The 26,651-nt window shown below is 72.1% G+C and carries 23 protein-coding genes; 13 read left to right on the forward strand and 10 right to left on the reverse strand.

The window, feature by feature from the left end:
• Positions 1-119 precede the first annotated feature (119 nt).
• The gene (gene alc / locus AB5L52_RS10070) at positions 120-1,250 is read right to left on the reverse strand and encodes an allantoicase (protein WP_369363460.1); all 1,131 of its coding nucleotides are present in this window, start codon (positions 1,248-1,250) and stop codon (positions 120-122) included.
• A 53-nt stretch (positions 1,251-1,303) separates the two neighbouring features.
• Positions 1,304-2,641 carry an allantoinase AllB gene (gene allB / locus AB5L52_RS10075; protein ID WP_351574543.1) on the reverse strand — a complete coding sequence of 446 codons (1,338 nt, stop codon included), beginning with the start codon at positions 2,639-2,641 and terminating at the stop codon, positions 1,304-1,306.
• A gap of 274 nt (positions 2,642-2,915) precedes the next feature.
• Here allB and AB5L52_RS10080 point away from each other — a divergent pair, with 274 nt between their 5' ends.
• Positions 2,916-3,710, forward strand: a complete 795-nt coding sequence (locus tag AB5L52_RS10080) for an IclR family transcriptional regulator (protein ID WP_351030164.1) — start codon at positions 2,916-2,918, stop codon at positions 3,708-3,710.
• A gap of 17 nt (positions 3,711-3,727) precedes the next feature.
• Here the strand turns inward: AB5L52_RS10080 and AB5L52_RS10085 are convergent, their stop codons facing one another.
• On the reverse strand, positions 3,728-4,045 hold the full coding sequence (locus AB5L52_RS10085) for a DUF5955 family protein (protein WP_351030163.1): 318 nt from the start codon (positions 4,043-4,045) through the stop codon (positions 3,728-3,730).
• Positions 4,046-4,173: 128 nt separating this feature from the next.
• On the opposite strand from AB5L52_RS10085, the gene AB5L52_RS10090 reads away from it, so the two are divergent.
• Complete coding sequence (locus tag AB5L52_RS10090) at positions 4,174-4,776, forward strand: NTP transferase domain-containing protein (RefSeq protein WP_369363462.1); 603 nt, start codon at positions 4,174-4,176, stop codon at positions 4,774-4,776.
• A 184-nt stretch (positions 4,777-4,960) separates the two neighbouring features.
• Positions 4,961-6,586: a malate synthase A gene (gene aceB / locus AB5L52_RS10095; RefSeq protein WP_369363464.1), complete on the forward strand. Its 1,626-nt coding sequence runs from the start codon at positions 4,961-4,963 to the stop codon at positions 6,584-6,586.
• Positions 6,587-6,646: 60 nt separating this feature from the next.
• Here the strand turns inward: aceB and AB5L52_RS10100 are convergent, their stop codons facing one another.
• Entirely contained in the window at positions 6,647-7,561 is a 915-nt protein-coding gene (locus tag AB5L52_RS10100) for a HipA family kinase (protein WP_369363465.1), read from the reverse strand.
• Between the two features lie 392 nt (positions 7,562-7,953).
• Here AB5L52_RS10100 and AB5L52_RS10105 point away from each other — a divergent pair, with 392 nt between their 5' ends.
• Positions 7,954-8,700: a CAP domain-containing protein gene (locus tag AB5L52_RS10105; RefSeq protein WP_369363467.1), complete on the forward strand. Its 747-nt coding sequence runs from the start codon at positions 7,954-7,956 to the stop codon at positions 8,698-8,700.
• Positions 8,701-8,783: 83 nt separating this feature from the next.
• Here the strand turns inward: AB5L52_RS10105 and AB5L52_RS10110 are convergent, their stop codons facing one another.
• Entirely contained in the window at positions 8,784-10,274 is a 1,491-nt protein-coding gene (locus AB5L52_RS10110) for an IucA/IucC family protein (protein ID WP_369363469.1), read from the reverse strand.
• A 161-nt stretch (positions 10,275-10,435) separates the two neighbouring features.
• Between AB5L52_RS10110 and AB5L52_RS10115 the strand changes: the two genes are divergently transcribed.
• The 3 genes from AB5L52_RS10115 to AB5L52_RS10125 are packed head-to-tail and all read left to right on the forward strand — an operon-like array spanning position 10,436 to position 14,022.
• The gene (locus tag AB5L52_RS10115) at positions 10,436-11,947 is read left to right on the forward strand and encodes an IucA/IucC family protein (protein ID WP_369363471.1); all 1,512 of its coding nucleotides are present in this window, start codon (positions 10,436-10,438) and stop codon (positions 11,945-11,947) included.
• Between the two features lie 9 nt (positions 11,948-11,956).
• On the forward strand, positions 11,957-13,219 hold the full coding sequence (locus AB5L52_RS10120; protein WP_369363473.1) for a VWA domain-containing protein: 1,263 nt from the start codon (positions 11,957-11,959) through the stop codon (positions 13,217-13,219).
• Positions 13,219-14,022 (forward strand): hypothetical protein, encoded by an 804-nt coding sequence (locus tag AB5L52_RS10125; RefSeq protein ID WP_351030151.1) that lies wholly within the window; start codon positions 13,219-13,221, stop codon positions 14,020-14,022. Before AB5L52_RS10120 ends, AB5L52_RS10125 begins: the two co-directional genes overlap by 1 nt.
• A gap of 57 nt (positions 14,023-14,079) precedes the next feature.
• Here the strand turns inward: AB5L52_RS10125 and AB5L52_RS10130 are convergent, their stop codons facing one another.
• The gene (locus AB5L52_RS10130; protein ID WP_369363475.1) at positions 14,080-14,706 is read right to left on the reverse strand and encodes a winged helix-turn-helix transcriptional regulator; all 627 of its coding nucleotides are present in this window, start codon (positions 14,704-14,706) and stop codon (positions 14,080-14,082) included.
• Positions 14,707-14,787: 81 nt separating this feature from the next.
• Here AB5L52_RS10130 and AB5L52_RS10135 point away from each other — a divergent pair, with 81 nt between their 5' ends.
• From AB5L52_RS10135 to AB5L52_RS10160, 6 genes are all read left to right on the forward strand, one after another.
• Positions 14,788-15,996: a pyridoxal phosphate-dependent aminotransferase gene (locus AB5L52_RS10135; RefSeq protein ID WP_369363477.1), complete on the forward strand. Its 1,209-nt coding sequence runs from the start codon at positions 14,788-14,790 to the stop codon at positions 15,994-15,996.
• Between the two features lie 210 nt (positions 15,997-16,206).
• Positions 16,207-17,319 (forward strand): trypsin-like serine protease, encoded by a 1,113-nt coding sequence (locus AB5L52_RS10140; RefSeq protein ID WP_351030147.1) that lies wholly within the window; start codon positions 16,207-16,209, stop codon positions 17,317-17,319.
• Positions 17,320-17,631: 312 nt separating this feature from the next.
• Positions 17,632-18,792, forward strand: a complete 1,161-nt coding sequence (locus tag AB5L52_RS10145) for a serine hydrolase domain-containing protein (RefSeq protein WP_351030146.1) — start codon at positions 17,632-17,634, stop codon at positions 18,790-18,792.
• Positions 18,793-18,827: 35 nt separating this feature from the next.
• Positions 18,828-19,427 (forward strand): histidine phosphatase family protein, encoded by a 600-nt coding sequence (locus AB5L52_RS10150; RefSeq protein ID WP_351030145.1) that lies wholly within the window; start codon positions 18,828-18,830, stop codon positions 19,425-19,427.
• Positions 19,428-19,574: 147 nt separating this feature from the next.
• Positions 19,575-20,198: a hypothetical protein gene (locus tag AB5L52_RS10155; protein WP_351030144.1), complete on the forward strand. Its 624-nt coding sequence runs from the start codon at positions 19,575-19,577 to the stop codon at positions 20,196-20,198.
• 74 nt (positions 20,199-20,272) lie between these two features.
• Positions 20,273-20,695, forward strand: a complete 423-nt coding sequence (locus tag AB5L52_RS10160) for an acyl-CoA thioesterase (RefSeq protein WP_351030142.1) — start codon at positions 20,273-20,275, stop codon at positions 20,693-20,695.
• Positions 20,696-20,782: 87 nt separating this feature from the next.
• On the opposite strand, the gene AB5L52_RS10165 is transcribed toward AB5L52_RS10160, so the two are convergent.
• From AB5L52_RS10165 to pucL, 4 genes are all read right to left on the reverse strand, one after another.
• On the reverse strand, positions 20,783-22,150 hold the full coding sequence (locus AB5L52_RS10165) for a nucleobase:cation symporter-2 family protein (protein ID WP_369363480.1): 1,368 nt from the start codon (positions 22,148-22,150) through the stop codon (positions 20,783-20,785).
• Between the two features lie 621 nt (positions 22,151-22,771).
• A complete protein-coding gene (locus tag AB5L52_RS10170) occupies positions 22,772-24,157 on the reverse strand; it encodes an 8-oxoguanine deaminase (protein ID WP_351569061.1) in 1,386 nt (461 codons plus the stop codon).
• Between the two features lie 82 nt (positions 24,158-24,239).
• A complete protein-coding gene (locus tag AB5L52_RS10175; RefSeq protein WP_369363482.1) occupies positions 24,240-25,661 on the reverse strand; it encodes a nucleobase:cation symporter-2 family protein in 1,422 nt (473 codons plus the stop codon).
• A gap of 64 nt (positions 25,662-25,725) precedes the next feature.
• Complete coding sequence (gene pucL / locus AB5L52_RS10180; RefSeq protein WP_351031775.1) at positions 25,726-26,649, reverse strand: factor-independent urate hydroxylase; 924 nt, start codon at positions 26,647-26,649, stop codon at positions 25,726-25,728.
• Positions 26,650-26,651: the final 2 nt, after the last annotated feature.

Genomic DNA, 26,651 nt, shown 5'->3' on the forward strand with positions numbered 1-26,651 from the left:
GAAAGAACGCGGAAGACGGACCCGTAAGTTCCAGGCGGCGGGAACCGGGTCCGTACGGGTGACACGCGGGGCGCCCGGTGCTGTCCAGGCCGGGGCGCCCCGCGCGGGCAGGGGGTGGGTCAGCCGCCCAGCTCCTGGTGGCGGGCGGCGAGGCCTGCCGCGCCCTGGTCGGTGAGGGAGCCGTACAGGCGCAGGCGGGAGATGCCGCCGTCGGGGAAGATGTCGATCCGCGCGTGCGTGCCGACGGCCGGGGCCGCGAGGACGAAGCGGTGGTCGGTGTCGGGCTGGAGGCGGGTGCGCGGCAGGATCTCGGTCCACTCGCCGCTCTCGCCGTCCTTGACGGAGACCGAGGCCCATCCGGCGCTGTTGCCCTTCAGGTAGGCCGTGTCGATCTCGATCGCGCGGATCTGCGCCTGCGCGACCAGCTGGTAGCGGATCCAGTCGTTGCCCTGGTCACGGCGGCGGCGGGTCTCCCAGCCGTCGTCCATCTTGCGGGAGCGGCCCGGCTGGATGGTGTTGGTGGCCGGGGAGTAGAAGAGGTTGGAGGCGTCCTCGACCCGGCCGCCGTTCTCCAGGGCGACCACGTCGAAGGTGCCCAGGACCGACAGCCACCGGGGGTCGGGCACGACCTCGCCGTAGACCCGCAGGCGGGCTATGCCGCCGTCGGGGTGCTGGTTGACCCGCAGGTGCGTGAAGCTCTGCTCGACCGATACGGCGAAACCATTCGCCGCGTGGCCGCCGACCGGGGTGCGCGGGACGAGGGTCGTCCACTTCACGTCGCCGGAGAGCAGTTCCTCGGGCGAGGGGGAGCCCGGTACCGAGGTGCCCTCGATGGAGACGGCCTGCGGGTAGTTGCCCCGGAAGTGGGCGGTGTCGACGACGATCCCGCGGATCACGCCGGGCGCGCCGAGGCGGACCAGCGCCCAGTCGTGGTCCTCCGCGGTCGGCCACGGGTGCTCGGCGGAGACACCGCGCCGGCGCCGGGTCTCCCAGCCGTCCATGATCTTGCCCTTGTGCCCGAAGTGCTCGGGGTCGAACTCGGCCGGCTCGGGCACCAGCAGGTTCTCCCGCTGGGCGAAGAACTCGTCGTTGGCGGCGATGACGCCGGCGCCGAGCTGCCGGTCGGCGAGGTTGGCGTACTGGGTGAAGGGGAAGTCGGCGGTGCGGTAGTCCGCGTACGGGTCGCCGCCTCCGTAGGGGTTCGCGTCGCCGGTGAAGCTGGTCAAACTCGATTGATGCAGCGCCGTCACGGTGATCAGGGGTTCCTTTCCGGGCGTCGGCCGGGTGCGGGGGCGGAGGTGGCTTACTGGGGGCGGGCGAGGAGGGTGCCCTTCGGCTCGCTGAACTCGCCGCCACCGGCGATCCGTTCGCCGCGCAGCCAGGTGGATTTCACGACGCCGTACAGGGTCTTGCCGGCGTACGCGGTGACCCGGTTGCGGTGCTGGAGGCCGGCCGGGTCGACGGTGAAGGTCTCGTCGGGGGCGAGGACGGCGAAGTCGGCGTCGCGGCCGGCCTCGATCGCGCCCTTGTCCCGCAGGCCCACGAGTGCGGCCGTCCGCGTGGACATCCAGCGCACGACGTCCTCCAGGCCGCACCCACGCGCGCGTGCCGCGGTCCATACGGCGGACAGGCTGAGCTGGAGGCCGGAGATGCCGCCCCAGGCGGTGGCGAAGTCGGCGGTCTTCAGGTCGGCGGTGGAGGGCGAGTGGTCGGTGACGACACAGTCGATGGTGCCGTCGGCCAGCGCCTCCCAGAGCAGGTCCTGGTTGGCGGCCTCGCGGATGGGCGGGCAGCACTTGAACTCGCTGGCGCCGTCCGGGACTTCCTCGGCGGTGAGGGTGAGGTAGTGCGGGCAGGTCTCCACGGTGACCTGGACGCCCTCGGCGCGCGCGGCGCGGATCAGCGGCAGCGCGTCGCTGGAGGACAGATGCAGCACGTGCACGCGCGCACGGAGCCGCTTGGCCTGCGCGACGAGGTTCGCGATGGCCGTGTCCTCGGCGTCGCGCGGGCGGGAGGCGAGGAAGTCGGCGTACTTGGGGCCGCCGTGCTGCGGGGCGGCGGCCAGGTGGTGCGGGTCCTCGGCGTGCACGATCAGCAGGCCGCCGAAGCCGGCGATCTCCGCCAGGGACTGGGCGAGCCGGTCCTGGTCCAGGTGCGGGAACTCGTCCACCCCGGACGGGGACAGGAACGCCTTGAAGCCGAAGACGCCGGCGTCGTGCAGCGGGCGCAGGTCCTTGACGTTGTCGGGCAGGGCGCCGCCCCAGAAACCGACGTCGATGTGCGCCTTGTCGGCGGCGACCTGCTGCTTGACCCGCAGGTTCTCGACCGTGGTGGTCGGCGGGAGGGAGTTGAGCGGCATGTCGATCAGCGTGGTGATGCCGCCGGCCGCCGCCGCGCGGGTGGCGGTCCAGAAGCCCTCCCACTCGGTGCGGCCGGGATCGTTGACGTGCACGTGGGTGTCGACCAGGCCGGGCAGCAGGACGTGGTCGCCGAAGTCCTCCAGCCGTGCGCCGGCCGGGATCTGCGCGTCGTACGGCAGGACGGCCGTGATCTTCCCGGCGGACACGGCGACCGAGGCGGCCCGCGTCCCTTCCGGAGTGATGACGCGCGTCGAGCGCAGGACCAGTTCAGCGTCGGACACCCGAACCCCTCTCTGTACCGCCGTTTTACGCCCCAGAAACGGGATTTACACCCACGTAACGGATTTCAACGTTCTGTTGAAGGAGTCTTCACTCCCACTTCTCCGCCGTCAAGGGGCACACTGCTGGACAGCGCGCACCCTGCACTCACTCTGGACGTTTCCACAAAGCGGAATTAGAATTCCAGCAAGCAGAACGTAGCTACGCACAAGCAGGGAGTCAACCGACTGCCGGGTAGGCTTCTGCACTCCTGCCAGCCCCCGAAAGGAACGCGCCGTGCCGACGTCCAGCGCCAGCACCACCGACTCCGCCAAGCCCGCCGCCGGGGGCGGTGTCCAGTCCCTGGAGCGCGCCTTCGACCTGCTCGAGCGGATGGCGGACGCGGGTGGCGAGGTCGGGCTCAGCGAGCTGTCCGCGACCAGCGGGCTGCCCCTGCCGACCATCCACCGTCTGATGCGCACGCTGGTCGCCTGCGGCTACGTCCGCCAGCAGCCGAACCGGCGGTACGCGCTCGGCCCCCGGCTCATCCGGCTCGGCGAGTCGGCGTCCCGGCTGCTCGGCACCTGGGCACGGCCGTATCTCGCCCGGCTGGTCGAGGAGACCGGCGAGACCGCGAACATGGCGCTGCTCGACGGCGACGAGATCGTGTACGTGGCGCAGGTGCCGTCGAAGCACTCGATGCGGATGTTCACGGAAGTGGGCCGACGGGTGCTGCCGCACTCCACCGGTGTCGGAAAGGCACTGCTCGCCGGGGTGCCGGACGACGAGGTGCGGGCGCTGCTCGCGCGCACCGGGATGCCCGCGGCCACGGAGAAGACCATCACCACGCCCGAGGGTTTCCTGGCGGCGCTGGACGATGTGCGGCGGACGGGGTACGCCGTCGACGACAACGAGCAGGAGATCGGGGTGCGGTGCCTCGCGGTGTCCGTCCCGGACAGCCCGACCGCGGCCGCGATCTCCATCTCCGGGCCGGCCGGACGTGTCACCGAAGCGGCGACCGACAAGATCGTGCCGGTGTTGCAGCAGATCGCCCTTGAGCTGTCTCAGGCGCTGGCCAGTTCGGGCGCCTGAGAGCTCGATCGGCACACTCAGCCCCGCTGCGCTGGTCCCCCGAACAGGTCCACTGCCTCCCGGACCCCGCTCAAGCCCCCCGCCAGGGCGCTCACCGAACCAATGGCCCCGGCGATCAGTAACAGGGACTTGCGCAAGCGTGGGATCTCCGGTGAACCGTCGGAGGCCATCGCGGCCAGGGCCGCCAGTTCGTCCTCGGCTATGGCGCGGTCGGGGAACTCGGACGGGAGCGCGGCGAGTTCGCGGCGCAGCCGGGACACCGCGGTCCGCAGTTCCGCCACCTTCGGGTCCTCGTAGCTGCCGGTCACCGGTCTCTGCCCCAAGCTCCGCAACACAGCCCTCCCCCTCACGCCGTCGTGCGCGGGCCAGTAAACGCCACCGCGTCCGGGAGCGCCACAGCGCGGACCGAAATTCAGCCCAAGGGGATCCGGCCGCCTGCCCTCCGGTCGGGTATGCAGGACGCATGACGGAGAACCAGTACGAGGAGGTCGCCGGGCTGCTGCTCGCCGCCGGCGGGGGCAGACGGCTCGGCGGGCGGCCCAAGGCGCTGCTGACGCACCGGGGGCGGCCACTGGTCGAGTACGCGGTCGGGGTGCTGCGCGCGGCCGGATGCGCGCGGGTGCACGTCGTCCTGGGCGCCCGCGCCGACGAGGTGCGGGCGCGGGCCGACCTGAGCGGCTGCGTGCTCGTGGACAACCCCGGCTGGGCCGAGGGCATGGGTTCCTCGCTGCGGGCCGGACTGGCCTCGCTCGACGGAACGGGGGCGCGGGCCGCCCTCGTCAGCCTTGTCGACCAGCCGGGCATCGGGGCGTCGGCCGTGGCACGGGTACTCGGCGCGTACGAGGGCGAGAAATCGCTGATCTCGGCCGCCTACGACGGCTTGCGCGGGCATCCGGTGCTGTTCGGCGCGGCCCACTGGGCGGACATCGCGGCGACCGCCACCGGGGATCGTGGCGCCCGCGCCTATCTGAAGGAGCACGCGGCTCAGATCCGGCTCGTGGAGTGCGCGGACGTGGCCGAACCGTACGACATCGACACCGAGGCCGACCTGCGCCACCTTGAGTGAAGAGGGTGGCACTGGGCGCCACCTTGCCTCGACTCAGAGAATCTCGACATCAACAAACCATTGAAGTTCCACAATGAGAAAACTACTATCCACTGTTCAGAAGCGCCTGCCCGCACAGTCGGCGCTGTTTGCCCTATTCGTGCCACAAGGCACCCGGTGCCACCGCTGAAGGAAGTGACAGCTCATGTCCGCACCAGCGCCGTCCCCGCTGGCCATCGTCGACGCCGAGCCCCTGCCCCGGCAGGAAGAGGTCCTCACGGACGCGGCGCTCGCCTTCGTGGCGGAGCTGCACCGGCGGTTCACCCCGCGCCGTGACGAACTCCTCGCCCGCCGGGCCGAGCGCCGCGCCGAGATCGCCCGCACCTCCACGCTCGACTTCCTCCCCGAGACAGCCGCGATCCGCGCGGACGACTCCTGGCGGGTCGCCCCGGCCCCGGCCGCGCTGAACGACCGGCGCGTCGAGATCACCGGCCCCACCGACCGCAAGATGACCATCAACGCGCTCAACTCGGGCGCGAAGGTCTGGCTCGCCGACTTCGAGGACGCCTCCGCGCCCACCTGGGAGAACGTGGTCCTCGGCCAGATCAACCTGGTCGACGCCTACACCCGGAACATCGACTTCACCGACCCGAGGTCCGGCAAGTCGTACGCCCTGCGCCCGAACGAGGAGCTGGCGACCGTCGTCATGCGGCCGCGCGGCTGGCACCTGAACGAGCGGCACCTCGTCGACGCCGACGGCACGCCGGTCCCCGGTGCCTTCGTCGACTTCGGCCTCTACTTCTTCCACAACGCCCAGCGGCTGCTGGACCTCGGCAAGGGCCCGTACTTCTACCTGCCCAAGACCGAGTCGCACCTCGAGGCGCGGCTGTGGAACGACGTGTTCGTCTTCGCCCAGGACTACGTCGGCATCCCGCAGGGCACCGTCCGCGCCACCGTCCTGATCGAGACGATCACGGCCGCGTACGAGATGGAGGAGATCCTCTACGAACTCCGCGACCACGCCGCCGGGTTGAACGCCGGTCGCTGGGACTACCTGTTCTCCATCGTCAAGAACTTCCGGGACGGCGGCGCCAGGTTCGTGCTGCCGGACCGCAACGCGGTCACGATGACGGCCCCGTTCATGCGGGCGTACACCGAGCTCCTCGTCCGCACCTGCCACAAGCGCGGCGCGCACGCGATCGGCGGCATGGCGGCCTTCATCCCGTCCCGCAGGGACGCCGAGGTCAACAAGGTGGCGTTCGAGAAGGTCCGCGCCGACAAGGACCGCGAGGCGAACGACGGTTTCGACGGCTCCTGGGTCGCCCACCCCGACCTCGTCCCGATCGCCATGGAGTCCTTCGACAGGGTCCTCGGCGACAAGCCGAACCAGAAGGACCGGCTGCGCGAGGACGTCCACGTCGAGGCGGCCGACCTGATCGCGGTCGACTCGCTGGACGCGAAGCCGACGTACCACGGTCTCGTCAACGCCGTCCAGGTCGGCATCCGGTACATCGAGGCCTGGCTGCGCGGGCTCGGCGCGGTCGCCATCTTCAATCTGATGGAGGACGCGGCCACCGCGGAGATCTCCCGCTCGCAGATCTGGCAGTGGATCAACGCGGGCGTCGAGTTCGAGAACGGCGACAAGGCCACGCCGGAACTGGCCCGCAAGGTCGCCGCCGAGGAACTGTCCAACATCCGCCAGGAGATCGGCGAGCAGGCCTTCGCCGCCGGCCACTGGCAGGAGGCCCACGATCTGCTGCTGCGGGTCTCCCTGGACGACGACTACGCCGACTTCCTCACCCTGCCGGCGTACGAGCAGCTGCGCGGCTGAGCAGCCCGCGCGTGCGAGCGGCTCCGGGAACGCACCGTCCCCGGGCCGCTCGGCCGCATCTCAGCCCAGGTGGGCCGACCAGTCCTGTTCCGCGGCCGGTTTGCCGTGCAGGTCGGGGACCGTCTTCAGCCAGGCCGGGCGGCCCGCCTGGCGTTTCGCCGCGCGCAGGGCCTCTTCCGCGGCGAGTTGCTCGCGGCTCGGGAAGTCGGCGGGCAGCCACTCCTCGGACAGGCGCACCCGGGCGAGCAGGTAGTCGACATAGGCGGCGCGGACGTCGTCCGGGGTCGCGAAGCCGGCGTCCTCCGCCAGCCAGGCGTCCGGGACCTCGGCGACGATGCCGCGCAGCAGCTCCTCGGTCACCCGCGGGGCCAGTTCGGCGTCGGCGGCGCGGACGTCGGGGCCGTAGTGGCCGAGGGCGTGGTGCCGGAAGTCGTACCTCTTGCCCGGGGCCGTGGTGTCCCAGCGGTGGTGGAAGACGAGGGCGGCGCCGTGGTCGATGAGCCACAGGCGCGGCGGTGCGGTGCCGAGCGTGGGCCAGACCATGAGGTTGGAGCTGTGGACCGTGCGGTCCACGTTGACGGTCAGCGCGTCCAGCCAGACGATCCGGCCGGCCTCCAGCGGGTCCACGGGGAAGCGCTTCGCGATCTCCGGGGTGAAGTCGCGGGCGCCCGGCAGATAGTCCATGCCGAGGTTCACGCCCGCGCTCGCGCCGTGCAGCTCCCGCACTTCCTGGTGCGGTTCGGAGTCGGCGATCGCGGGGTCGAAGTGGACGAGGACCAGCTCGGGGAAGCGCAGCCCGAGCGCGCGGGCGAGTTCCCCGACGATCACCTCGGCGACCAGCGCCTTGTGCCCCTGCGCCGAACCCGTGAACTTGACGACATAGGTGCCGTCGTCGTCGGCCTCGACGACTCCGGGCACGGAGCCGCCGGACCGCAGCGGGGTCACGTATCGAACAGCAGTCACGTCGCGCAGCACATCGATCAGCGTAGGCGCTCCACCGGGAGGGCCGGATCGGTTGCACCGCCCGGCGTGAGATCCATCACAGCCACCTCTGCAACTAGGCGCGCCGGATAGTAGATACGGCTCCGGCGACATAGGGGATTTGTCCGTCTTGCTGTGGACATGAGGTGTCCCTACGAGCAGCCGCCCGCCGCCCGCTCGACGCCCTCTCGTATTCGTCGCCATGCGATGCCTCCTGATGGGGCGTCAGACACAAGCAAACATCGCGGACGCGAAGGCGGCATCTCACGGCTCTCCTGGCAAGGGCTGTCCGGGTCTACGAGGTGCGATAGTAGAAGCGCCCTTTGCGCTCCATGTGAGGCCGTTCTGAAAATGGGCGCTCGGCGATCACCGAGTGAGGTTCACGCATGGCCAAGCACCGCAAGACGCAGCGTTTCCGGCGAATAGTCGTCGCGTCCGTCGCCATCGGCGCCGTGGGCATACCGTCCGTCGCGCTGGCCTGTTCCGACTGGCCGTACGGCAGGACGGACCGGACGGACCAGGCCGACGCCGCCGCGACGAGCGCGCCCCAGCAGCAGAAGCACCACGGACACCGGCATCACCATCGCAACGGCCATCAGCACACGCCGCGGGCCACCGGGTCGCCCACGGAACACCCGAGCGGCGACAGGAACCCGACCGCCCACCAGCCCCAGCGGACCGCCGCGCCCAAGCCCGCCGCCACCGCCGCCAAGGCCCCCGCCGCGTCGAGCACCCCGAAGCCCACCCCCACGGCGTCCGGCGTCACCGCGCGCATCCTGCAGCTCGTCAACGCCGAGCGGGCCAAGGCGGGGTGCCAGGACCTGGCCCTGAACTCGGAGCTGACCAAGGCCGCGCAGGCCCACAGCGCGGACATGGCGGCCCACCAGAACATGTCGCACACCGGCTCCGACGGCTCGGCCCCGGGCGACCGCATCACGCGGGCCGGCTACGACTGGAGCGCCTACGGCGAGAACGTCGCCTACGGCTACACCACCGCGGACCAGGTCATGGCGGGCTGGATGTCCAGCCCCGGGCACCGGGCCAACATCCTCAACTGCTCGTTCAAGGAGATCGGCGTCGGTCTCGCACAGCCCGGCAGCTACTGGACCCAGGACTTCGGCACGGCCCGGTAGCCCCGCCGGCCCTCGCCGGCCCCCGTGGACCCGGAGCAGGCCGCCAGGTCGGCAGGCCTGCACCGGGTCGGCGGCACAGCAGGTCAGCGGTCCGCCAGCGGGTTCGGCACGGGCAGGTAGCGGGCGGCGGCGCCGTCCGCGCCGGTCCAGCGCAGCAGCAGGTTGGTCTTGCCCGGCAGGGTCGGCGAGGCCAGCAGGGCCGGGATCTCGGGCAGGTCGTGCCGGGTCAGTTCACGGCGGACGGCGGGCCAGGGGTCGAGACCGGGGTGGTGGTCGGCGAGGGCGGCGGCGATCTCGGTGAGATGGTTGACGACCAGGCAGTACACCAGCCGCTCCCAGCCCGCCGCCCGGGTCACCTCCGGCAGCAGCTTGGTGCCCTCGGCGTCCCGGAACAGCGCCTGGACGGGCGTGCCGGCCGCGTCCACGGCGACGAGGGTGTTCTGCAAGTGGGCTTCGAGGACGACCCCGTGGTCGTCGAACGCCTTCAGCGCGGGCGGGACGACCTGGCGCAGATACGCCTCCCACCAGGCGTCCGGGTCGGCCGCGGCGGCCAGCGGGCTGCCGTCGAAGCCCTCGGCGAGGCCTGCGGCGAGCAGCGGGGTCGCGCCCGGCAGCAGATGGCCGCGCAGCCCGTCCCGGACGAGGACGGCCAGTTCCTCGAAGGCGAAGGCGGCCGTGCGGTAGCCGCGGTCGCTCAGCCAGGCCGCGGGCGGGCCCAGCGCCACGAAGGCGTCTTTGGCAGCCGTGTCGGTACGGCGCAGTCTGCGCAGGTCGTGGCCCCACAGCCGGCGGATGTCGTTGGTGATGCGGACGTCCAGGCTGAACTTCAGGAACAGATCGCGCCCGGGCTCGTACACCGTGCGGATCGCCGCCGTCGGCCGGCCGTCGAAGGCGGTCGTGCCGAGCCGGAGCAGCCGGCCGTCCGCGAAGGCCGCCGCCAGCTCCCGGCCCACCAGGTCCAGCTGCCACGGGTGGGCCGGCAGCAGCCGGTAGCCGGGCGGCGCCGTGCCGAGGGCGTCCAGGGCGCTGGTGTCACCCTCCTCGGCCACCTGGTCCTCGCGGACGGCGAGCAGCACCAGCGGGAAGCGGGCATGCGCCTCGGGGGCGTACGGCAGCCAGGACGCGACCGGGCCGCCGCCGCGCGCCTTGGGCGCCGGGTGGTAGGGGTGGCCGGTGATCAGGGACTGCTCGGAGCGCAGATAGGGGTCCGCGGGAGCCGTCGCCCGGGCGCGGGCGGTGAGCAGCGCGGCGACCGCGTCCCGGCTGTCGACCATCTCGGCGGGCAGGTCGCCGCCCGGTACCCCTGTGTGCCGGCGCAGTTCCTCCGCCACCAGTTTGACCAGTTCGGTGTGGCCGACGCGGTGCCAGGTCCCGTCGGTGTGCACCTCGGGGTCGGCGGGGCGGCGGCCGGCCCGCACCCGCAGCAGCCGCCCGCTGGGCAGCCGGTGGACCCGCGGGTCGCCGGCGGCCGTGACCGGCTCGGCCACCTCGCGCAGCAGGCAGTTCAGCAGGGGCGCGGCCGCGTAGGCGTCGGCGCGGGGGCCGACCGAGTCGGTGGGGGGTGTGAGGTCCACGCGATCCGTTCGTTTCGTCGGGGGTCGTCGCGCTCAGTATCTCTCTCGTCCCCGACAATCGTCCTGCGCCCGTCCGCCACCCCAGCGCCCTCTCCCCCAGCACCCACTCCATCGCCCCACGCCCCGTCGTCCTCCGCCGCCCGCGTCCCTGAGGAGCCGCCGTGCACCGTCCCCCCGCCGCCGAGGCCGTCGCCGAGGAACTGGCCGCCGTCCGGCCCGCGTTGCTGCCCGGGTACACGGCGGAGCTGCCGGGCGCCCGTGCCGCCGTACTGACCCGGCTATGGCGGGCGCTGGCCCATGAGCCGCTGCCGTGGATCACCGGCCGGGTGCACGGCGCGCACAGCCTCGCGCTGCGCCTCGCCGACGGACGGACGCTGTACGGGCCGCACGCGGACCCGTACGCCACGAGCGCGTACGTCACCGGGGTCCGCCTGGACCGGGAGCGCCAGGTGGACCCGGCCGAGCTGATGACCGCCCTGGCCGTGCCGCACGGCGCCGCGTTCGCGACGGAACTGGCCGGCAGCGTCGCCTCGTTGGCGTTGTCCCGGGCCGACGCGGATCACTCCAAGGAGTGGCCGGAAAGCGACTGGGCGTGGGAGCAACGGGTGACCGACGGCCATCCGTTCCACCCCAACTGCCGTTCCCGGCCCGGCTTCTCGGTGGCGGAGCAGCTGGCGTACGGCCCCGAGCACCGGCCGGTGGTGGAGCTCGGGACGGTGCCGGTGCCGGCGGACGAGTGCCTGGTGAGCGGCGACTGGCCGGCGGACCTGCGGGACGGCGAGCGGCTGCTGGTGCCCGTGCACCCGTGGCAGGCCGAGCACATCCTCAAGCGGTCGTACGACGCCTGGTGCCCGGCCCGCCCGCTGCTGTCCCTGCGCACCCTCGCGCTGCCGGACGGGCCGCATGTGAAGACCGCGCTGAGCGCCCGGCTGACGTCCTCCGTGCGGGACATCTCCCTGTACTCGGTGCGGGCCGCCGCGCCGCTGTCCGCCCTCGCCGAGGAGCTGGCGGCGCGCACCGACGGCCTGCTGCACGTCACCCGCACGCTGGGCGCGGTCTCGGCCCACGCCCCCGACCTGGCCGCGCTGCTGCGGGAGTCACCCGAGGGGTACGCGGGTCCGGGCGAGCGGGTCCTTCCGGTGGCCGCGCTCCCGACGACCGGCCTGCCGGACGCGCCGGGCTGGCTGCCCGCGTTCACCCGGCTCACGCTGACCGTGGGCCTGTGCCTTCTCGGCCTCGGTGTGGCACTGGAGGCGCACGGGCAGAACCTGCTGGTGATCCTGGCGGCCGACGGCACCCCGGTGCGGCTCGTCTACCGCGATCTGGCCGACATCCGCATCAGCCCGGCCCGGCTGAGGCGGCACGGCATCGCCCCGCCGCCGCTCACCGGCCGCCTGATCACCGACGACGAAACGGCCCTGCGCCGCAAGCTGTTCGGCTCCCTGGTCGGGGGCGCCCTGGCCGCCACGGCGGGTTCGGGCCCGGCGCTGGGGGCGGCACTGTCCGCCGTCGTACCGGACCTGGTGGACTCCGCGGACCTGCGCGCCGTGCGCGAAGGCCCGCTGCCAGCGAAGGCGTTGACGCTGATGCGGTTGTCCCCGCGGACATCGGGCGACCAGTGGACGTCCCTGCCGAATCCGTTCGTTTTGGCGGCCGGCCCGTCCGCTCCATAAGATCCGGCGATGATCACAAGACAACGGCTGGCGGCGGGGGTCTGTGCTCTGCTCGCCGCCCTGGCGGCCGGGATCGCGTTCCCCGGCGGAGCCGTCGCCGACGAGACACAGACGGCCGCACCGAAGGTCGAACTGGTGCTGGACGTCAGCGGTTCGATGCGGACCCAGGACATCGACGGGGGCTCCCGGATGGCCGCGGCGAAGCAGGCGTTCAACGAGGTGCTGGACGCGACCCCGCAGGAGGTCCAGCTCGGCATCCGCACCCTGGGCGCCAACTACCGCGGCAACGACCGCAAGGAGGGCTGCAAGGACACCGCGCAGCTCTACCCGGTCGGCCCGCTGAACCGGACCGACGCGAAGACGGCGGTGGCCACGCTGCAGCCCACCGGCTGGACGCCGATCGGGCCGGCGCTGCTGAAGGCGGCCGACGACCTGAACAGCGGCGGCGGAACGCGCCGCATCGTCCTGATCACCGACGGCGAGGACACCTGCCAGCCGCTCGACCCGTGCGAGGTGGCCCGCGAGATAGCGGCGAAGGGCGTCGGGCTGACCATCGACACCCTCGGCCTGGTGCCGGACGCCAAGACCCGCGACCAGCTCAGCTGCATCGCGGACGCCACCGGCGGCACCTACACCGACGTACGGCACAGGGAGCAACTGAGCAGCCGTGTCGGGCAGTTGGTCGACCGGGCGGCCGATCCGGTGGTGACACCGGTGGCCACCGAGGGCGCCGCCCAGTGCGAGAAGGCGCCGACGCTGAAGTCCGGGCTGTACACGGACCGCGAGGAGTTCGGACAGCAGCGCTGGTACAAGGTCGACGTCGCTCCCGGCAAGGAGCTGCGCGCCTCGGTGAGCGTGGCCGACGACCGCGCCGTGGGCCCGAACTACGGGGTGCTGCTGCGGGCGGTGACCGCGAGCGGACGGGAGATCGTGCGCGGCGAGGCCGACGGCACGGGGCGTACGGACGCGATCTCGACGGGTCTGCGCTACCCGAAGGCCGCGAGCGACGACGACAACGCGCCCGCGGAGACGGTGTGTCTGCAGGTCACCAACTCCTTCGCGGCCGGTGCGAGCGTCAAGACCACGCCCGGTCTGCCGCTGGAGCTGACCGTCGACGTCGTGGCCGGACCGTCGGGCCATCACGACGTGGCGTCCTTCGGCCTCGGCCGCGGCTGGTGGCTGCTGGGCACGCTGGTGCTGACCGGCTTCCTGGCGGGGCTGTTGTGGGGCTGGCTGTCGCGCTGGCGGGTCGCGATCTGGAGGACGAACTGATGCGGATCACACGTGTCCTGGGCGGCGCGCTGCTGGCGCTGGGCCTGGCCGCCGGGCCGGCCGCCGCCGACACCCCGAGCCCTTCGCCGAGCGCCTCCGCCGACGGCTCGGCACCCACCAAGGCGGGCACCTCCTTCCGTACGGCGACGGAGCTGGAGCAGGGGCAGCAGGCCACCGCGTCCGGCTCCACCGGTGACTACCTGTACTGGTCGTTCCCGGCCGACATCGGCCGGCGGCCCACCGTCAGGGCGAAGGTGAAGCTCCCGCGGACGCACGGCGCGCAGACCTGGCAGCTCGACGTGTACGACGGGCTGCGGCGCCGACAGGCCTGCCAGTACGGCGCCGACCCCCGTACCGCCGAGCAGGACGCCTCCTCGGTCGAGCTGGCCTGCGTACTGCGTACGGTGCGCGGCTGGGCGGAGCCGTCGGCCGACGACCCGCTGCCGGGCACGTACTACATCCGGCTGACCGTCGTGGACCTCGGCGCCGCCGATCTCGGTCAGCCGGTGAGCGCGGAGGTGCGCGTCGACTCCAAGGACATCGGCGGTTCGGCCGCGGCGGACGGCTCGCTGGGCAAGCCGCTGGTGCCCGGTATCGCCGTCAAGTCCGCGGAGAAGACGGACGGTTCGAAGACGGCAGTGCTGTCCAGCTTCGGTTCGCACGACGGCTGGTCCTCCGGGTGGTGGTCCGACCGGTGGGTGTGGACCGGGATCGGTGCCGTGCTGGCGGCCCTCGCCGGGATCGGGGGGTATGCGCTGACGCGCGGATCCGGCCGGCCGTCGCGGGTGCCGCCGGGCGTCTGAGCCGTACAGCCCGCAACTCTCCCTGAAGGCCCGCCGCTTCGGCGGGCCTTCGTCTTCTCATCCTTCCCGCAGCGCCTTGGCCAGGGGGCCGTCCCCCGTCACCGTCACCCGTCCGGCCCGTACCGCCTCCGTCAGGCTCAGCTCGCCCCGGGCCACGGCCTCGCAGGTCGCGGCGTCCATCGTCAGGCGGGTGTCGGCCTCGCCGGGCGCGGGTCCGTCGCCGTACACCGGGCCCTCCTCGGCGCCGGCCCGCAGATGGAAGTCCCCCTCCTCCAGGTGGACTTCGACCAGCCCCTCCGCCTCCAGGCCGCGCAGCAGCGGCAGGGCGAACCAGTGCGCACGGACCGCGTCGGTCGGGCGCCGCTCCCCCAGCTCGGCCGCGCCCCAGCTGCCCAGGGCCTGCAGTACCGGCAGCAACTCCCGCCCGCGCCGGGTGAGTTCGTAGACGTAGGCCGCGCCCGGCGGGGGCAGCCGGCGTCGGGTGGTGAGGCCGTCGCGCTCCATGTCCTTGAGCCGGGAGGCGAGGACGTCCGTGCTCACGCCGGGCAGGTCCGCGTGCAGGTCCGTGTAGCGGCGGGGGCCGGCCAGCAGCTCCCGGACGATCAGCAGGGTCCAGCGGCCGCCGACGAGATCGAGGGCGCGGGCGGCGGAGCAGTACTGGTCGTAGCTTCGGCGTGGTGACATGCGACGCAGTCTAGACACGTTGTTGGACTTTCCAAGCTCCCACTTGGTAAAACCAAGCATCACAAGTTTCCGGAGGGGCGCATGGAGTTCCGGCAGTCGAACAAGCTCAGCGAGGTCTGTTACGAGATCCGCGGCCCGGTGATCGAGCACGCCAACGCGCTGGAGGAGGCGGGGCACAGCGTGCTGCGCCTGAACACCGGCAACCCCGCGGCCTTCGGTTTCGAGGCGCCGGAGGAGATCCTCCAGGACATGATCCGGATGCTGCCGCAGGCGCACGGCTACACCGACTCCCGCGGCATCCTCTCCGCCCGCCGCGCGGTCGCCCAGCGCTACCAGAACCTGGGCCTGGAGGTGGGCGTCGACGACGTGTTCCTCGGCAACGGCGTCTCGGAGCTGGTCTCCATGGCCGTGACCGCGCTGGTCGAGGACGGCGACGAGATCCTCGTCCCCGCCCCGGACTTCCCGCTCTGGACGGCCGCGACGACCCTGGCGGGCGGCAAGGCGGTCCACTACCTGTGCGACGAACAGGCCGACTGGAACCCGGACCTGGCCGACATGGCGTCGAAGATCACGGACCGGACCAAGGCGGTCGTGATCATCAACCCGAACAACCCGACCGGCGCGGTCTACCCCAAGGAGGTCGTCGAGGGCATCCTCGACCTCGCCCGCCGGCACGGCCTGATGGTGTTCGCCGACGAGATCTACGACCAGATCCTGTACGACGACGCGGTCCACCACTCGGCCGCCGCGCTCGCCCCCGACCTGGTCGTCCTCACCTTCTGCGGCCTGTCGAAGACGTACCGGGTGGCGGGCTTCCGCTCCGGCTGGCTGGTCGTGACCGGTCCCAGGCAGCACGCCAAGGACTATCTGGAGGGCCTGACCATGCTGGCCTCCATGCGGCTGTGCGCCAACGCTCCGGCCCAGTTCGCCATCCAGGCCGCGCTCGGCGGCCGCCAGTCCATCCGTGAACTGATCGTGCCCGGCGGCCGGTTGTACGAGCAGCGGAACGTGGCCTGGGAGAGGCTCAACGAGATCCCCGGTGTGTCCTGCGTGAAGCCCAAGGGCGCGCTGTACGCGTTCCCGCGCATCGACCCGAAGGTGCACCGGATCCACGACGACGAGAAGTTCGTCCTCGACCTGCTGCTGCGCGAGAAGATCCAGGTGGTCCAGGGCACCGGATTCAACTGGCCCTCCCCCGACCACTTCCGCATCCTCACCCTGCCGCACGCGGAGGACCTGGAGGCGGCGATCGGCCGGATCGGCCGCTTCCTCGGCGGATACCGGCAGTAGGGGCGGCTGCGGAGTCGCGGTCCGGAAGACATGACTCCCGGCGCCGTGCCCTTCTTGACCCGGGCGGCGGGCTTCGTGCGAAGATCGCCCCGCACGACCAGGAGAACTTCGGGACACAGCGGACCCGCGGGCTCCCCGGTGCGCGCCCGACCAGCGCCGCACCGCTGTTCTCCCTGGTCAGGATCCATCAGACCACGGGGAGCACGTGTGTTGTCGTACCGAACGCGTTGGACGGCCGTGACCGTGGCCGCGATGTGCGGGGCCGCGGTCGGGCTCGCGGCACCGGCCGCGCAGGCGGCGGAACCCGTGCCGTCGGGCCCGACCGCCGGGCAGGAGGCCCGCGAGGCGGCACGGTTCTGGACCGCGCGGCGCATAGCCGACGCACCGCCGCTGGACGGCCTGCGCAAGGCGCCGGACGGCGGCCGGCAGTCGGTCGCGGCCGCGGGCCGGCCCCAGGGCACCCTGTTCCAGGGGACCCGGCTCATCGGCACGTTCTTCGGATCCGACGGGCCCGGCGGCACCACCTGGCAGTGCACCGGCAGCGTGATCGACACCCCGGCGCGGAACATCGTCCTCACCGCCGCCCACTGCGCGCTGAACATGAAGGGCGACTACGTCTTCGTCCCCAAGTTCGCGAAGGGCGCGAGCCCCGACAAGCAGCCGTACGGCATCTTCCACGTCCAGCGGCTGTTCACCGACCCCCGCTATGTGCCCGACAAGGGGTCGAACACCACGAAGAAGCCGGTGTCGGACCTGGACACCACGTTCGCCAGGGTGTCGGCCAACCAGCGCGGCCAGCGCCTCCAGGACGCGGTCGGCGGCGGACTGACCTTCACGCCCGCCGCCGGCTACACCCACAAGAACGTGACCGTCGTCGGCTATCCCTCCTACCGGCACAACGGCGCCGGACGCGCCGTCAAGTGCACGGTGCCGACCCGGCAGCTCTCCGGCTACCGGCAGATGTCGATGACCTGCGGCGGCTACTACGGCGGCGTGTCCGGCAGCCCGTGGATCACCGACTACAAGGACGACGGGCGCGGCGGCCATGTCGTAGGCAACCTCGGCGGCTACAACGGCGGCGGCAACGACGCCAACGTCGACTACGTCAGCTACGCCCCGGCATTCGGCGGCGACGCCGCGAACCTCCTCGCCAACGCGGTGACGAACCAGGACCCGCCCGACGACCTGCCGCCCTATTCGGCGCTCAGGAACCCGTTGCCGGGCGGCGCCGCCCGGCAGCGCAGGGCCGCGCGGCCGACCTCGGCCGCCGACACCGGCGACCGGTCGGCGATCTGCTCGTCGTCCGGTCCGACGGCGGGCTGACCCTCTACAGGGGAGTCGGCGCCAAGGCCCTCGGCACCGAGACCACGCTGGTCAGCCCCGGCACCTGACCCGCACGCCCCGTATCCAGCGCGCGACCGGGGACAGCAAGGCGCGCGACGCCCCCGCCGCCGTCGCCCTGCCCGCGCGGGCGACGGTCACCGTGGATCTGCGCCGCACACCCGCCGTACCGGACGCGCCGCGCCGAACTGCGGCACGGGCACCGGGAATGCCCGGCGGTGGCCGCCCGTTGATGATCTCCGTCGGCCGAGACCGGACAGGGGAACGGCCATCACCGGACAGGGGGAATCACCTATGCCGATCGACGTGCACGGCACGGTCGCCGAGGGATTCGAGGGCGTACGCGAGGAGTTCGCGGCGGTGCTCGCCGAGGAGCGGGACGATCCGGGCGCCCAGCTCGTGGTGTACCGGCACGGGCGGCGCGTGGTGGATCTGTGGGGCGGCGACGGCATCGACGGGGACTCGCTGACGACGCTGTATTCCATCGCCAAGGGCGCCGCGCACCTCGTCGTCGCGCTCCTCGTCCAGGACGGGGTGCTCGACCTGGACCGTGAAGTGGCCGCGTACTGGCCCGAGTTCGGCGCCCACGGCAAGGACCGGCTGACGCTGGGCGAACTGCTGGAGCACCGGGCCGGACTCGTCGGCGACGCCGAACAGCCCTTCACCGTGGAGGAGCTGGCCGACGACCGGATCACGGCGGCCCGGCTGGCGCAGCGCAAACCGCTGTGGGAGCCCGGCAGCGCCTGGGGCTATCACGCCTTCGTCATCGGCGCCCTCACCGGCGAGGTGGTCCGCCGGGTGACCGGCCGGTCGATCCAGGAGCTGTACGAGGAGCGGATCCGCGCGCCGTACGGCCTCGACTACCACCTGGGCCTGCCCGCGGCGGCCGAGGCGCGCTGGGTGGACGTACAGCCGCTGGTGCCGACCCCGGAGGAGGCGGCGCTGCTCAAGGAGCGGGCGGCCGCCCCGGACAGCATCCGGGGCATCGCCTTCGGCGCGCACGCGCCGGAGCCGATCGACCTGGTGGCCTTCGGCAATCACCCCCGGGTGAAGGCGCTCGGGCCGACGTCCTCGGGCGGGGTGGGCAACGCGCGCGGTGTCGCCGGGATGTACGCGGCCGCCATCAGCACCGTGGACGGCAGGCCGGCGCTGCTCACGCCGGAGACGGCGGCCGAGTTCGGCGCGCTCCGCACCCCGGGCGGGCCGGACCTGGTCACCGGCAGCGACAACCACTTCGCGCGCGGCTTCGAGCACACCCCCTCGCTCTTCCCGTTCCTCGGCGCCGGCACTTTCGGGCACAGCGGTGCGACCGGCTCGCTGGGCTTCGCCGACCCGGAGAACGGCATCGCGTACGCCTACACCCGGCGCCGGTTCGGCTTCCCCTCGGGGGTGGGCGCCGGCTGGGAGAACGGCCGTCTGGCGCAGTCCGTCCTGCGGGCGGCCGACTCCCTGTGACACGGTGCTGACAGGCGAGCGGGAAGGGCGCTGACGTGGGTGACCTCTTTCTCGTCCGGCACGGTGAGACCGAGTGGTCGCGCTCCGGACGGCACACCGGCTGGACGGACGTGCCCCTCACCGAGCACGGGCGGGAGGAGGCGCGCCGGCTGGTGCCCCTGATCCGCTCGCACCGCATCGGGGCCGCGTTCGTCAGCCCGCTGCAGCGGGCCCGGGAGACCGCCGAGCTGCTCGGGATCCATGACGCCCGGGTCGATACCGACCTGCGCGAATGGGACTACGGCGGGTACGAGGGCGTGACCACCGTGGAGATCCAGCGGACCCGGCCCGGCTGGTTCCTGTTCACGGACGGGGTCGCGCCGGGGCCGCCGGAGCATCCGGGCGAGACCCCGGAGCAGGTCGGCGAGCGCGCCGACCGCATGCTGGCCAAGGCCGACGCCGCCCTCTGCAACACCGAGGGCGTCGTCGTCCTGATCGCCCACGGCCACTTCCTGCGCGTCCTCACCGCCCGCCGCCTCGGCCTGCCGCCCCGGCACGGGGCCCTGTTCCAGCTGGCGACGGGGGCGCTGGGCCGGCTGGGCACGGAGCACGACCGGCCGGTGGTGGCGGGCTGGAACATCCGGCCGCCCGCGTAGGGGCCGGACGGAGGTCCCCTGACGGGGGTCCCCTGACGGGGGTCCCCGTACCGCGTCCCCGGGCGTTGTCAGTCCCGGACCGTACTCTTCGAATGGGGCGTCTTCCGGGCGTCCCGGGCGAGGGGACGGGAGCGGAAGGAGTGCGCTGTGACCCGACCGCCGAGCGCCGCGCAGCGGCGGGTGATCGAGGGCGCCGATCCGGTGACGGGGCGGCTGCGCGGTACGGAGGCGCAGTTGGCGGCGCTGGTGAAGCGGGGGCTGGCCTTCCGGCATCCGCGCCCGCCGCACGAGCACTTTCTGACCCCGGCGGGCCACCGCATACGGGAGGCCGTGCCCGAGCCGGTGACACGGGAACCCGCGGCTGACGCCGGCGTGTTCGCGGCGCGGGTCGGCGGCGAGGAGGAGCCGCCCGGGGACGGTGCGGCGCGGCTGCGTGAGGTGCACGGTGCCTGGCAGGGGCTGCTGGAGCTGCGCCGGATGACCAACCCGGACGGCGCCGTGGACCGGCCGTGCGGCTGGGAGCGGGCGCATCTGGTCCGGGCCGCCGCGCTCGCCCTGGAGGCGGCCGGGCACCGTCCGGCGGGCGGGGACGCGGACGGCTACCGGGTGCGCGCGACCCCGCAGCCGGAGGCGGTCGCCGTGCATGCGCCGGACGCGGAGAGCCTCGCGGCCTGCGCGGCCACCCTGGAGCGCGCGGGCTGGCAGGCCGGTGAGTACACCGAGCCGCGGACGAGGGTGCGCTATCTGCTGGCCTCGCCACGCCGGGTGTGAACAGCGTGCCAGGATCGGAGCGCCAGCGTGCCGTACAGAGAAGGGGCAGCGTGCCGTACAGAGAAGAGGAAACCGTGAGCGAACCGTTTTCCGTGCGCGTGACCGTCCGCGGCTACGAGACCGATGTGCAGGGGCATCTGAACCAGGCGGTGTACCTCAACTACGCGGAGCACGCCCGCTGGTCCCTGCTCAAGGCGGCCGGAGTGACCCAGGCCGAGCTGATAGGCCGGGGTGTGGGGCCGGTGTCGCTGGAGACGACGATCCGCTACCGGCAGGAACTGCTCGCCGGTGACGAGGTCGACGTCACCTGCGGGTTCGAGTGGGGTGAGGGGAAGACCTTCCGGATCCGGCAGGAGGTCCGCAAGACGGACGGCACCGTGGCGGCCGAGATCACCGCGGTCGCCGGCCTGCTGGACCTGGAGGCGCGGAAGCTGATCGCCGATCCCGGCAGGGCTTTCAAGGAACTGACGGCCGACCCGGGCCTGTTCGGCCTGTAGCGCCGGAGGTCTACGGCGACGGGCGCGAGTTCGTACTCCGCCTTGGGCGGCGCGGGGCACGGCACTTGCCGTGCCCCGGGCGGGTGTTCAGTGGGCCGGCGTGAGTTCCTGGCCCGCCTCCATCGGATGCGTGACGTCCTCGGCTTCGTTGCCCTTGCCCAGGTGGTTGAAGACGAGGTTGAGGAGGACGGCGGTGACGCAGCCGGTGGAGATGCCGGAGTCCAGGACGATCTTCGCGGTCTCGGGGAAGGCGTGGTAGAAGCCCGGCGTGGTGATCGGGATGATGCCGACCGCGAGGGAGACGGCGACGATCAGGACGTTGTTGTCCTTCTCCAGTCCGGCCCGGACCAGGGTCTGGATGCCGCTCGCGGCGACCGAGCCGAACAGGACGACGCCGGCGCCGCCGAGGACCGGGCGGGGGACGACCGCGATGAGCGAGGCGGCCATCGGGCACAGGCCCATCAGGACCAGGAAGCCGCCGCCCACGGCGACGACGAAGCGGCTGCGGATCCGGGTCATGGCGACGAGGCCGATGTTCTGGGCGAAGGCGCTGCACATGAAGCCGTTGAAGAGCGGGCTGAGGGCGGAGCCGAGGGTGTCGGCGCGCAGGCCGGCCGCGATGGTCTTCTCGTCCGCGGGGCGTTCGACGATCTCGCCGAGCGCCAGCATGTCGGCCGTGGACTCCGTCATGGAGACGACCATGACCACGCACATCGACAGGATCGCCGCGATGTGGAAGGTCGGGGCACCGAAGTGGAAGGGGGTCGGGAAGCCGACGACGTCGGCGTGGGCGACGGGGCCGAAGTCCGTGGCGCCGAAGGGTATCGCGAGGAGCGTGCCGAGGATCAGGCCGAGCAGGACCGCGATCTGCTTGACGAAGCCGCGGGTGAAGCGGCGCAGCAGCAGGACGATGAGGAGGGTGATGCCGGCCAGGGTGAGGTTGGTCGTCGAGCCGTAGTCGTGCGCGGCGGGGTTGGGGCCCTGGGCCCAGCCGAAGGCGACGGGCAGCAGGGAGACGCCGATCAGGGTGATGACCGAGCCGGTGACGACGGGCGGGAAGAAGCGGATGGCCTTGCTGAAGAAGGGGGCGGCGAGGAAGCCGAGCAGGCCGGCGACGATGACCGCGCCGAAGATCATCGGCAGGGCGTCGGACTTGTCCTTGGCGGAGGCGACGATCGCCGTCATGGGGGCGACACCGGCGAAGGTGACGCCGTTGACGAAGGGGAGGCGGGCGCCGATCTTCCAGACGCCGAGCGTCTGCAGAAAGGTGGCGAGCCCGGCGGTGAACAGACAGGCTCCGGTGAGGAAGGTCAGATCGGTGGCGGACAGGCCTGCGGCCGCACCGACGATCAGGGGTGGGGCTACGACTCCGGCATACATGGCGGCCACGTGTTGCAGGCCACTGGTCGCCATTTTCAGGGCGGGGAGTTTCTCGTCTACGGGATGGGCGGCCACGGCGGCTCCTCCGGTCGGGTAACACGTCGTCGTCGACGCGGGTTTCATGGAGGTGGTGCGAGTGGTCGTGCGGGACCGGGGACGGGGTGGCGCTTGAGCGGGTCGAGCGGTGACCGTTCCGGGGCGCGTGCGTCCACACGCGCCCCGGAACGGCTGCCATGGACCCCGCTCGGGTCCACGGACCCCGGCCGGGAGCCGTCCCTCCCGGCCGGAGCGTTTCCGGCGAGCCGCCCGCAGGGGCGACCGCCGCGTCTTTCCGGCAGGCCGCCCGTGCGGGGCGAACTGCCGAGTCCTCTGGCAGGCCACCCTTACGGTGGCGAACTGCCGAGCACTGCGGCAGACCGGCCGCATGTTCCGGCCTGCCGGGGCCTGCGGCGAGTCGCCCGTACCGGGCGTCCGCCACGTTTTCCGGCGAGTCGCCTGTACGGGGCGACCGCCGAGTCTGTCGGTTTTGCCGGCGCGCCACCCGTGCGGGGTCGGCGGCCAGTCTGTGGAGTTGGCCGACGGGCCGCCCGTGCGGGGCGGCCGTCGGGTTCTCCGGCGGGGCCGCTCGGGGCGGTTTCGCCGAAGGGGTCCGGTGGTCCGGCCGTGGGAGCGGCCGGCCTCCGGCGTCGGTGGGGATCAGGCCTGGGCCGCGATCCGGGCGAGGCGCTGGGCCTCCTCGCGGGTGGAGCGGGCGATGGTGTCCTCGTCGACAGTGACCAGGCGGCCGCCCGCGACGATCTGCCTGCCGTTGACGAAGGACGCGGTGACCGGGGCCGCCGCACCGAAGACCAGTGCGGTCACCGGGTCGGCGATGGAGGCGTGGGCCAGGGTGTCCATCTTCCACAGCACCACGTCGGCCAGCTTGCCGGCCTCCAGCGAGCCGATCTGGTCGGCACGGCCGAGGACCTGCGCACCGCCGTGGGTGCCGAGCCGCAGCGCCTGGCGGGCGTTGAGGGCAGCCTCGCGGTGGGCGCCGAGGCGGTTGATCAGCAGGGCGTTGCGCAGTTCGGTGTGGAGTTCGCCGGACTCGTTGGACGCGGTGCCGTCGACGCCGAGGCCGACCGGGACGCCGGCCTGGAGCATGTCGGGGACGCGGGCGATACCGGCGGCGAGACGGGCGTTGGAGGACGGACAGTGGGCGACACCGGTCTTCGTACGGCCGAAGGCGGCGATGTCGGAGTCGTTCATGTGGACGCAGTGCGCCATCCACACGTCCTCACCGAGCCAGCCGGTGGACTCGAAGTAGTCCGTCGGGCCCATGCCGAACAGTTCGTGGCAGAACTTCTCCTCCTCCACGGTCTCCGAGCCGTGGGTGTGCAGCCGTACGCCGAGGCGGCGGGCCAACTCGGCGCCCTGCCTGAGGAGTTCGGTGGAGACGGAGAAGGGGGAGCAGGGGGCTACGGCCACCTGGGTCATGGCGTCGAAGGAGGCGTCGTGGTGCTGCTTGACGGTCTCCTCGGTCGCGGCGAGCGCGCCCTCCAGGGTCTCGACGGCGAAGTCCGGCGGCAGGCCGCCGTCCTTCTCGCTGCGGTCCATCGAGCCACGGGCCAGCGTGAAGCGGACGCCCATCTCGGCGGCGGCGCGGATGATCGAGCCGGACAGGTCGCCGGAGCCGTGCGGGTAGACGTAGTGGTGGTCCATGGCGGTGGTGACACCGCCGCGGGCCATCATGGCGAGGGAGCCCTGCGCGGCCGCGTAGGTCATCTGCTCGTCGATGCGCGCCCAGGTGGGGTAGAGCGCGACGAGCCAGTTGAACAGGTTGTGGTCGGTGGCCAGGCCCCGGGTGATCCACTGGTAGAAGTGGTGGTGGGTGTTGACCAGGCCGGGCGTGGCCAGGTGACCGCTCGCGTCGATCCGGCGCACCACGTCCTCGAGGCCCTGGGGAGCCTGGCCCGCGCCGAGCGACTCGATGCGGTTGCCGGCGATGACGAGATACCCGGAGGCGTACTCGGTGTCGCCCGCGTCCACGGTCGCGATGGCGCAGTTCTCGATGACGATGCGCTGGGCTGCCGATGATGCCATGGTGCTTCCTTGTTTTTGGTGGCGGATTTCGGTGGCGGCCCGTGAACCGAAGGGGTGTCCACGGGGAGGGCACGGCAGGACCCTAGGAGGATTTGAGTGCCGGGGCGGTTCTGCCGCTCCGGGTGCCGAGATGATGGAAGAACAGGTTGAGCAGGACGGCGGCGAGCGCGCCCGCACTGATGCCGGAGCCGAGCACGGTCTGCGCCCAGGCCGGGAAGCCGGCGTAGAAGGCCGGTGCGGCCAGCGGGATGATGCCGGCGCCGAGCGCCACGGCGACCAGGACGATGTTGGAGCTGTCGTCGAGCCCGGCCTCCGAGAGGGTACGGATGCCGCTGACGGCGATGGAGCCGAAGAGCACGATGCCCGCGCCGCCGAGGACCGGCAGGGGGACCAGGGAGACGACCGCGCCGAGGACCGGGAAGGCGCCGAGGACCAGCAGGGCGCCGCCGGCGACGGCGACGACATAGCGGCTGCGTACCCGGGTCAACGACACCACGCCGACGTTCTGGGCGAAGGCGGAGGTCGGGAAGCCGCCGAAGACGGGTCCGAGCAGGGTGGCGATGCCGTCGGTGCGCAGACCACGGGTGAGGGTCCGCGCGTCGGTGCGGCGCCCGCAGATCTCGCCGAGGGCGAGCATGCCGGCGCTGGACTCGGTCATCAGCACCAGCATCACGATGCACAGCGACAGCACGGCGGCGGGCTGGAACGCCGGCGCGCCGAAGGCGAACGGCGTCGGCAGCGCGGCGACGGGCGCGGACTTCAGGGCGCCGAAGTCGGCCATCCCGAACGGGACGGCGGCCAGGGTGCCGACGAGCAGCCCGAGCAGCAGGGCGACCTGCTTGACGAAGCCGCGGCCGAACCGCTGGATCAGCAGGATGACGGCGAGCGTGAAGCCGGCGAGCGCAAGGTTGTGCATGGCGCCGAAGTCGGCGGCGGTCTTGTCGCCGCCCTGAGCCCAGCTGACCGGGACGGGCATCAGGGTGACGCCGATCAGGGTGATGACGACACCGGTGACGAGCGGCGGGAAGAAGCGCAGCAGTCGCCCGAAGAAGGGTCCGACGGCGAGGCAGAAGGCACCGGCGACCATCACCGCGCCGTAGACGGCGGGGAGTTGGTGGCCCTTGCTGTTCGTCTCGGCGATCGCGAGGATCGGGGCGATGCCGGCCGAGGAGGCGGCGTTGACGAAGGGCAGCCGGTTGCCGACGAAGCCCTTGACGCCGATGGTCTGCAGGACGGTCGCGACACCCGCGATCAGCAGGCTCGCGGCGATCAGCCGGGTGCGGGCGGCCAGGTCGAGTCCGCAGGCCTGGCCGATGATGAGCGGAGGAGTGACCACACCTGCGTACATCGCGGCGATGTGCTGGAGCGCGGCGGGGAAGAGTCGCGCGACAGGCAGCTTCTCGTCCACCGGGTGCACGGACGCGACGGCCGTGACGGCGTCCTCGGTGTGCACCGGCGGGGTGGAACAGGGGACTTCTGCCGGCCCCTTTGCAGGCTGTGCCATGGTGATCCCTCCGGTGTCACGTGTCCCCGGCCCGGGTGGCGGGACCGGGGACACGCGTCCCTCGTCAGAGGTTGGTCATGTCGACCGGGATCTTCGGCTCACAGCCGTCCCGGAGGATGGTCGCCTCGATCAGGCCGTAGGGCCGGTCGGCGGCGTAGTAGACCTCGTTGTCGTTCTTGAGCCCGAAGGGCTCCAGGTCGACCAGGAAGTGGTGCTTGTTCGGCAGCGAGAAGCGGACCTCGTCGATCTCGCTGCGGTTGTTGATGATGCGCGCACCCATCTGGTACAGCGTCTGCTGCAGGGAGAGGGAGTACGTCTCGGCGAAGGCCTGGAGCATGTGCTTCTTGACCTGCTCGTAGGACTTCTCCCAGTTGGGCATCCTCTGCTCGTCGTCGGTCCAGTTGAACCGCCAGCGGCCGGAGACCTGGGTGGCCAGGATGCGGTCGTACGCCTCCTGCAGGGTCGTGTACTTGTCCTTGACGTAACCCCAGAATTCGGAGTTCGTCGAGTTCATCACGACCAGGTCCTTCAGACCGGAGACGACCTCCCACTGCTCACCGTCGTAGGTGATCTGGGTGACGCGGGTCTCCTGGCCCTTGCGGACGAACGAGTGCTTGACCTCGTCCGCGCCGATGAACTTGGAGTTGGCGTCGGAGGTCTCGATCCGCTCCCAGGCGTACTCCTCGATCCGGATCCGGGCGCGGTGGATCGGCTCCTGCGAGGTGACGAAGTGGCGGGCGAGATGGATGCCGAACTGCTCGGCGGACTCGATGCCGTACTCCTTGGCGAACGCGTACACCGTGTTCTTGGTGGTGTCGGTCGGCAGGACGTTGGCGTTGGAGCCGGAGTAGTGGACCTCGTCCATGTCGCCGCTCAGCGCGACGGAGACGTTGAGGTCCTTGATGTGGTGGGTGGCGCCGTCCCGCGTGATCTTTACGACTCGGTTCTCGGCCTTGCCGTACTGGTTCTGTCCCAGGATGGTGGGCATTT

The organism is Streptomyces sp. CG4 (assembly GCF_041080655.1).
Taxonomy (GTDB): domain Bacteria; phylum Actinomycetota; class Actinomycetes; order Streptomycetales; family Streptomycetaceae; genus Streptomyces.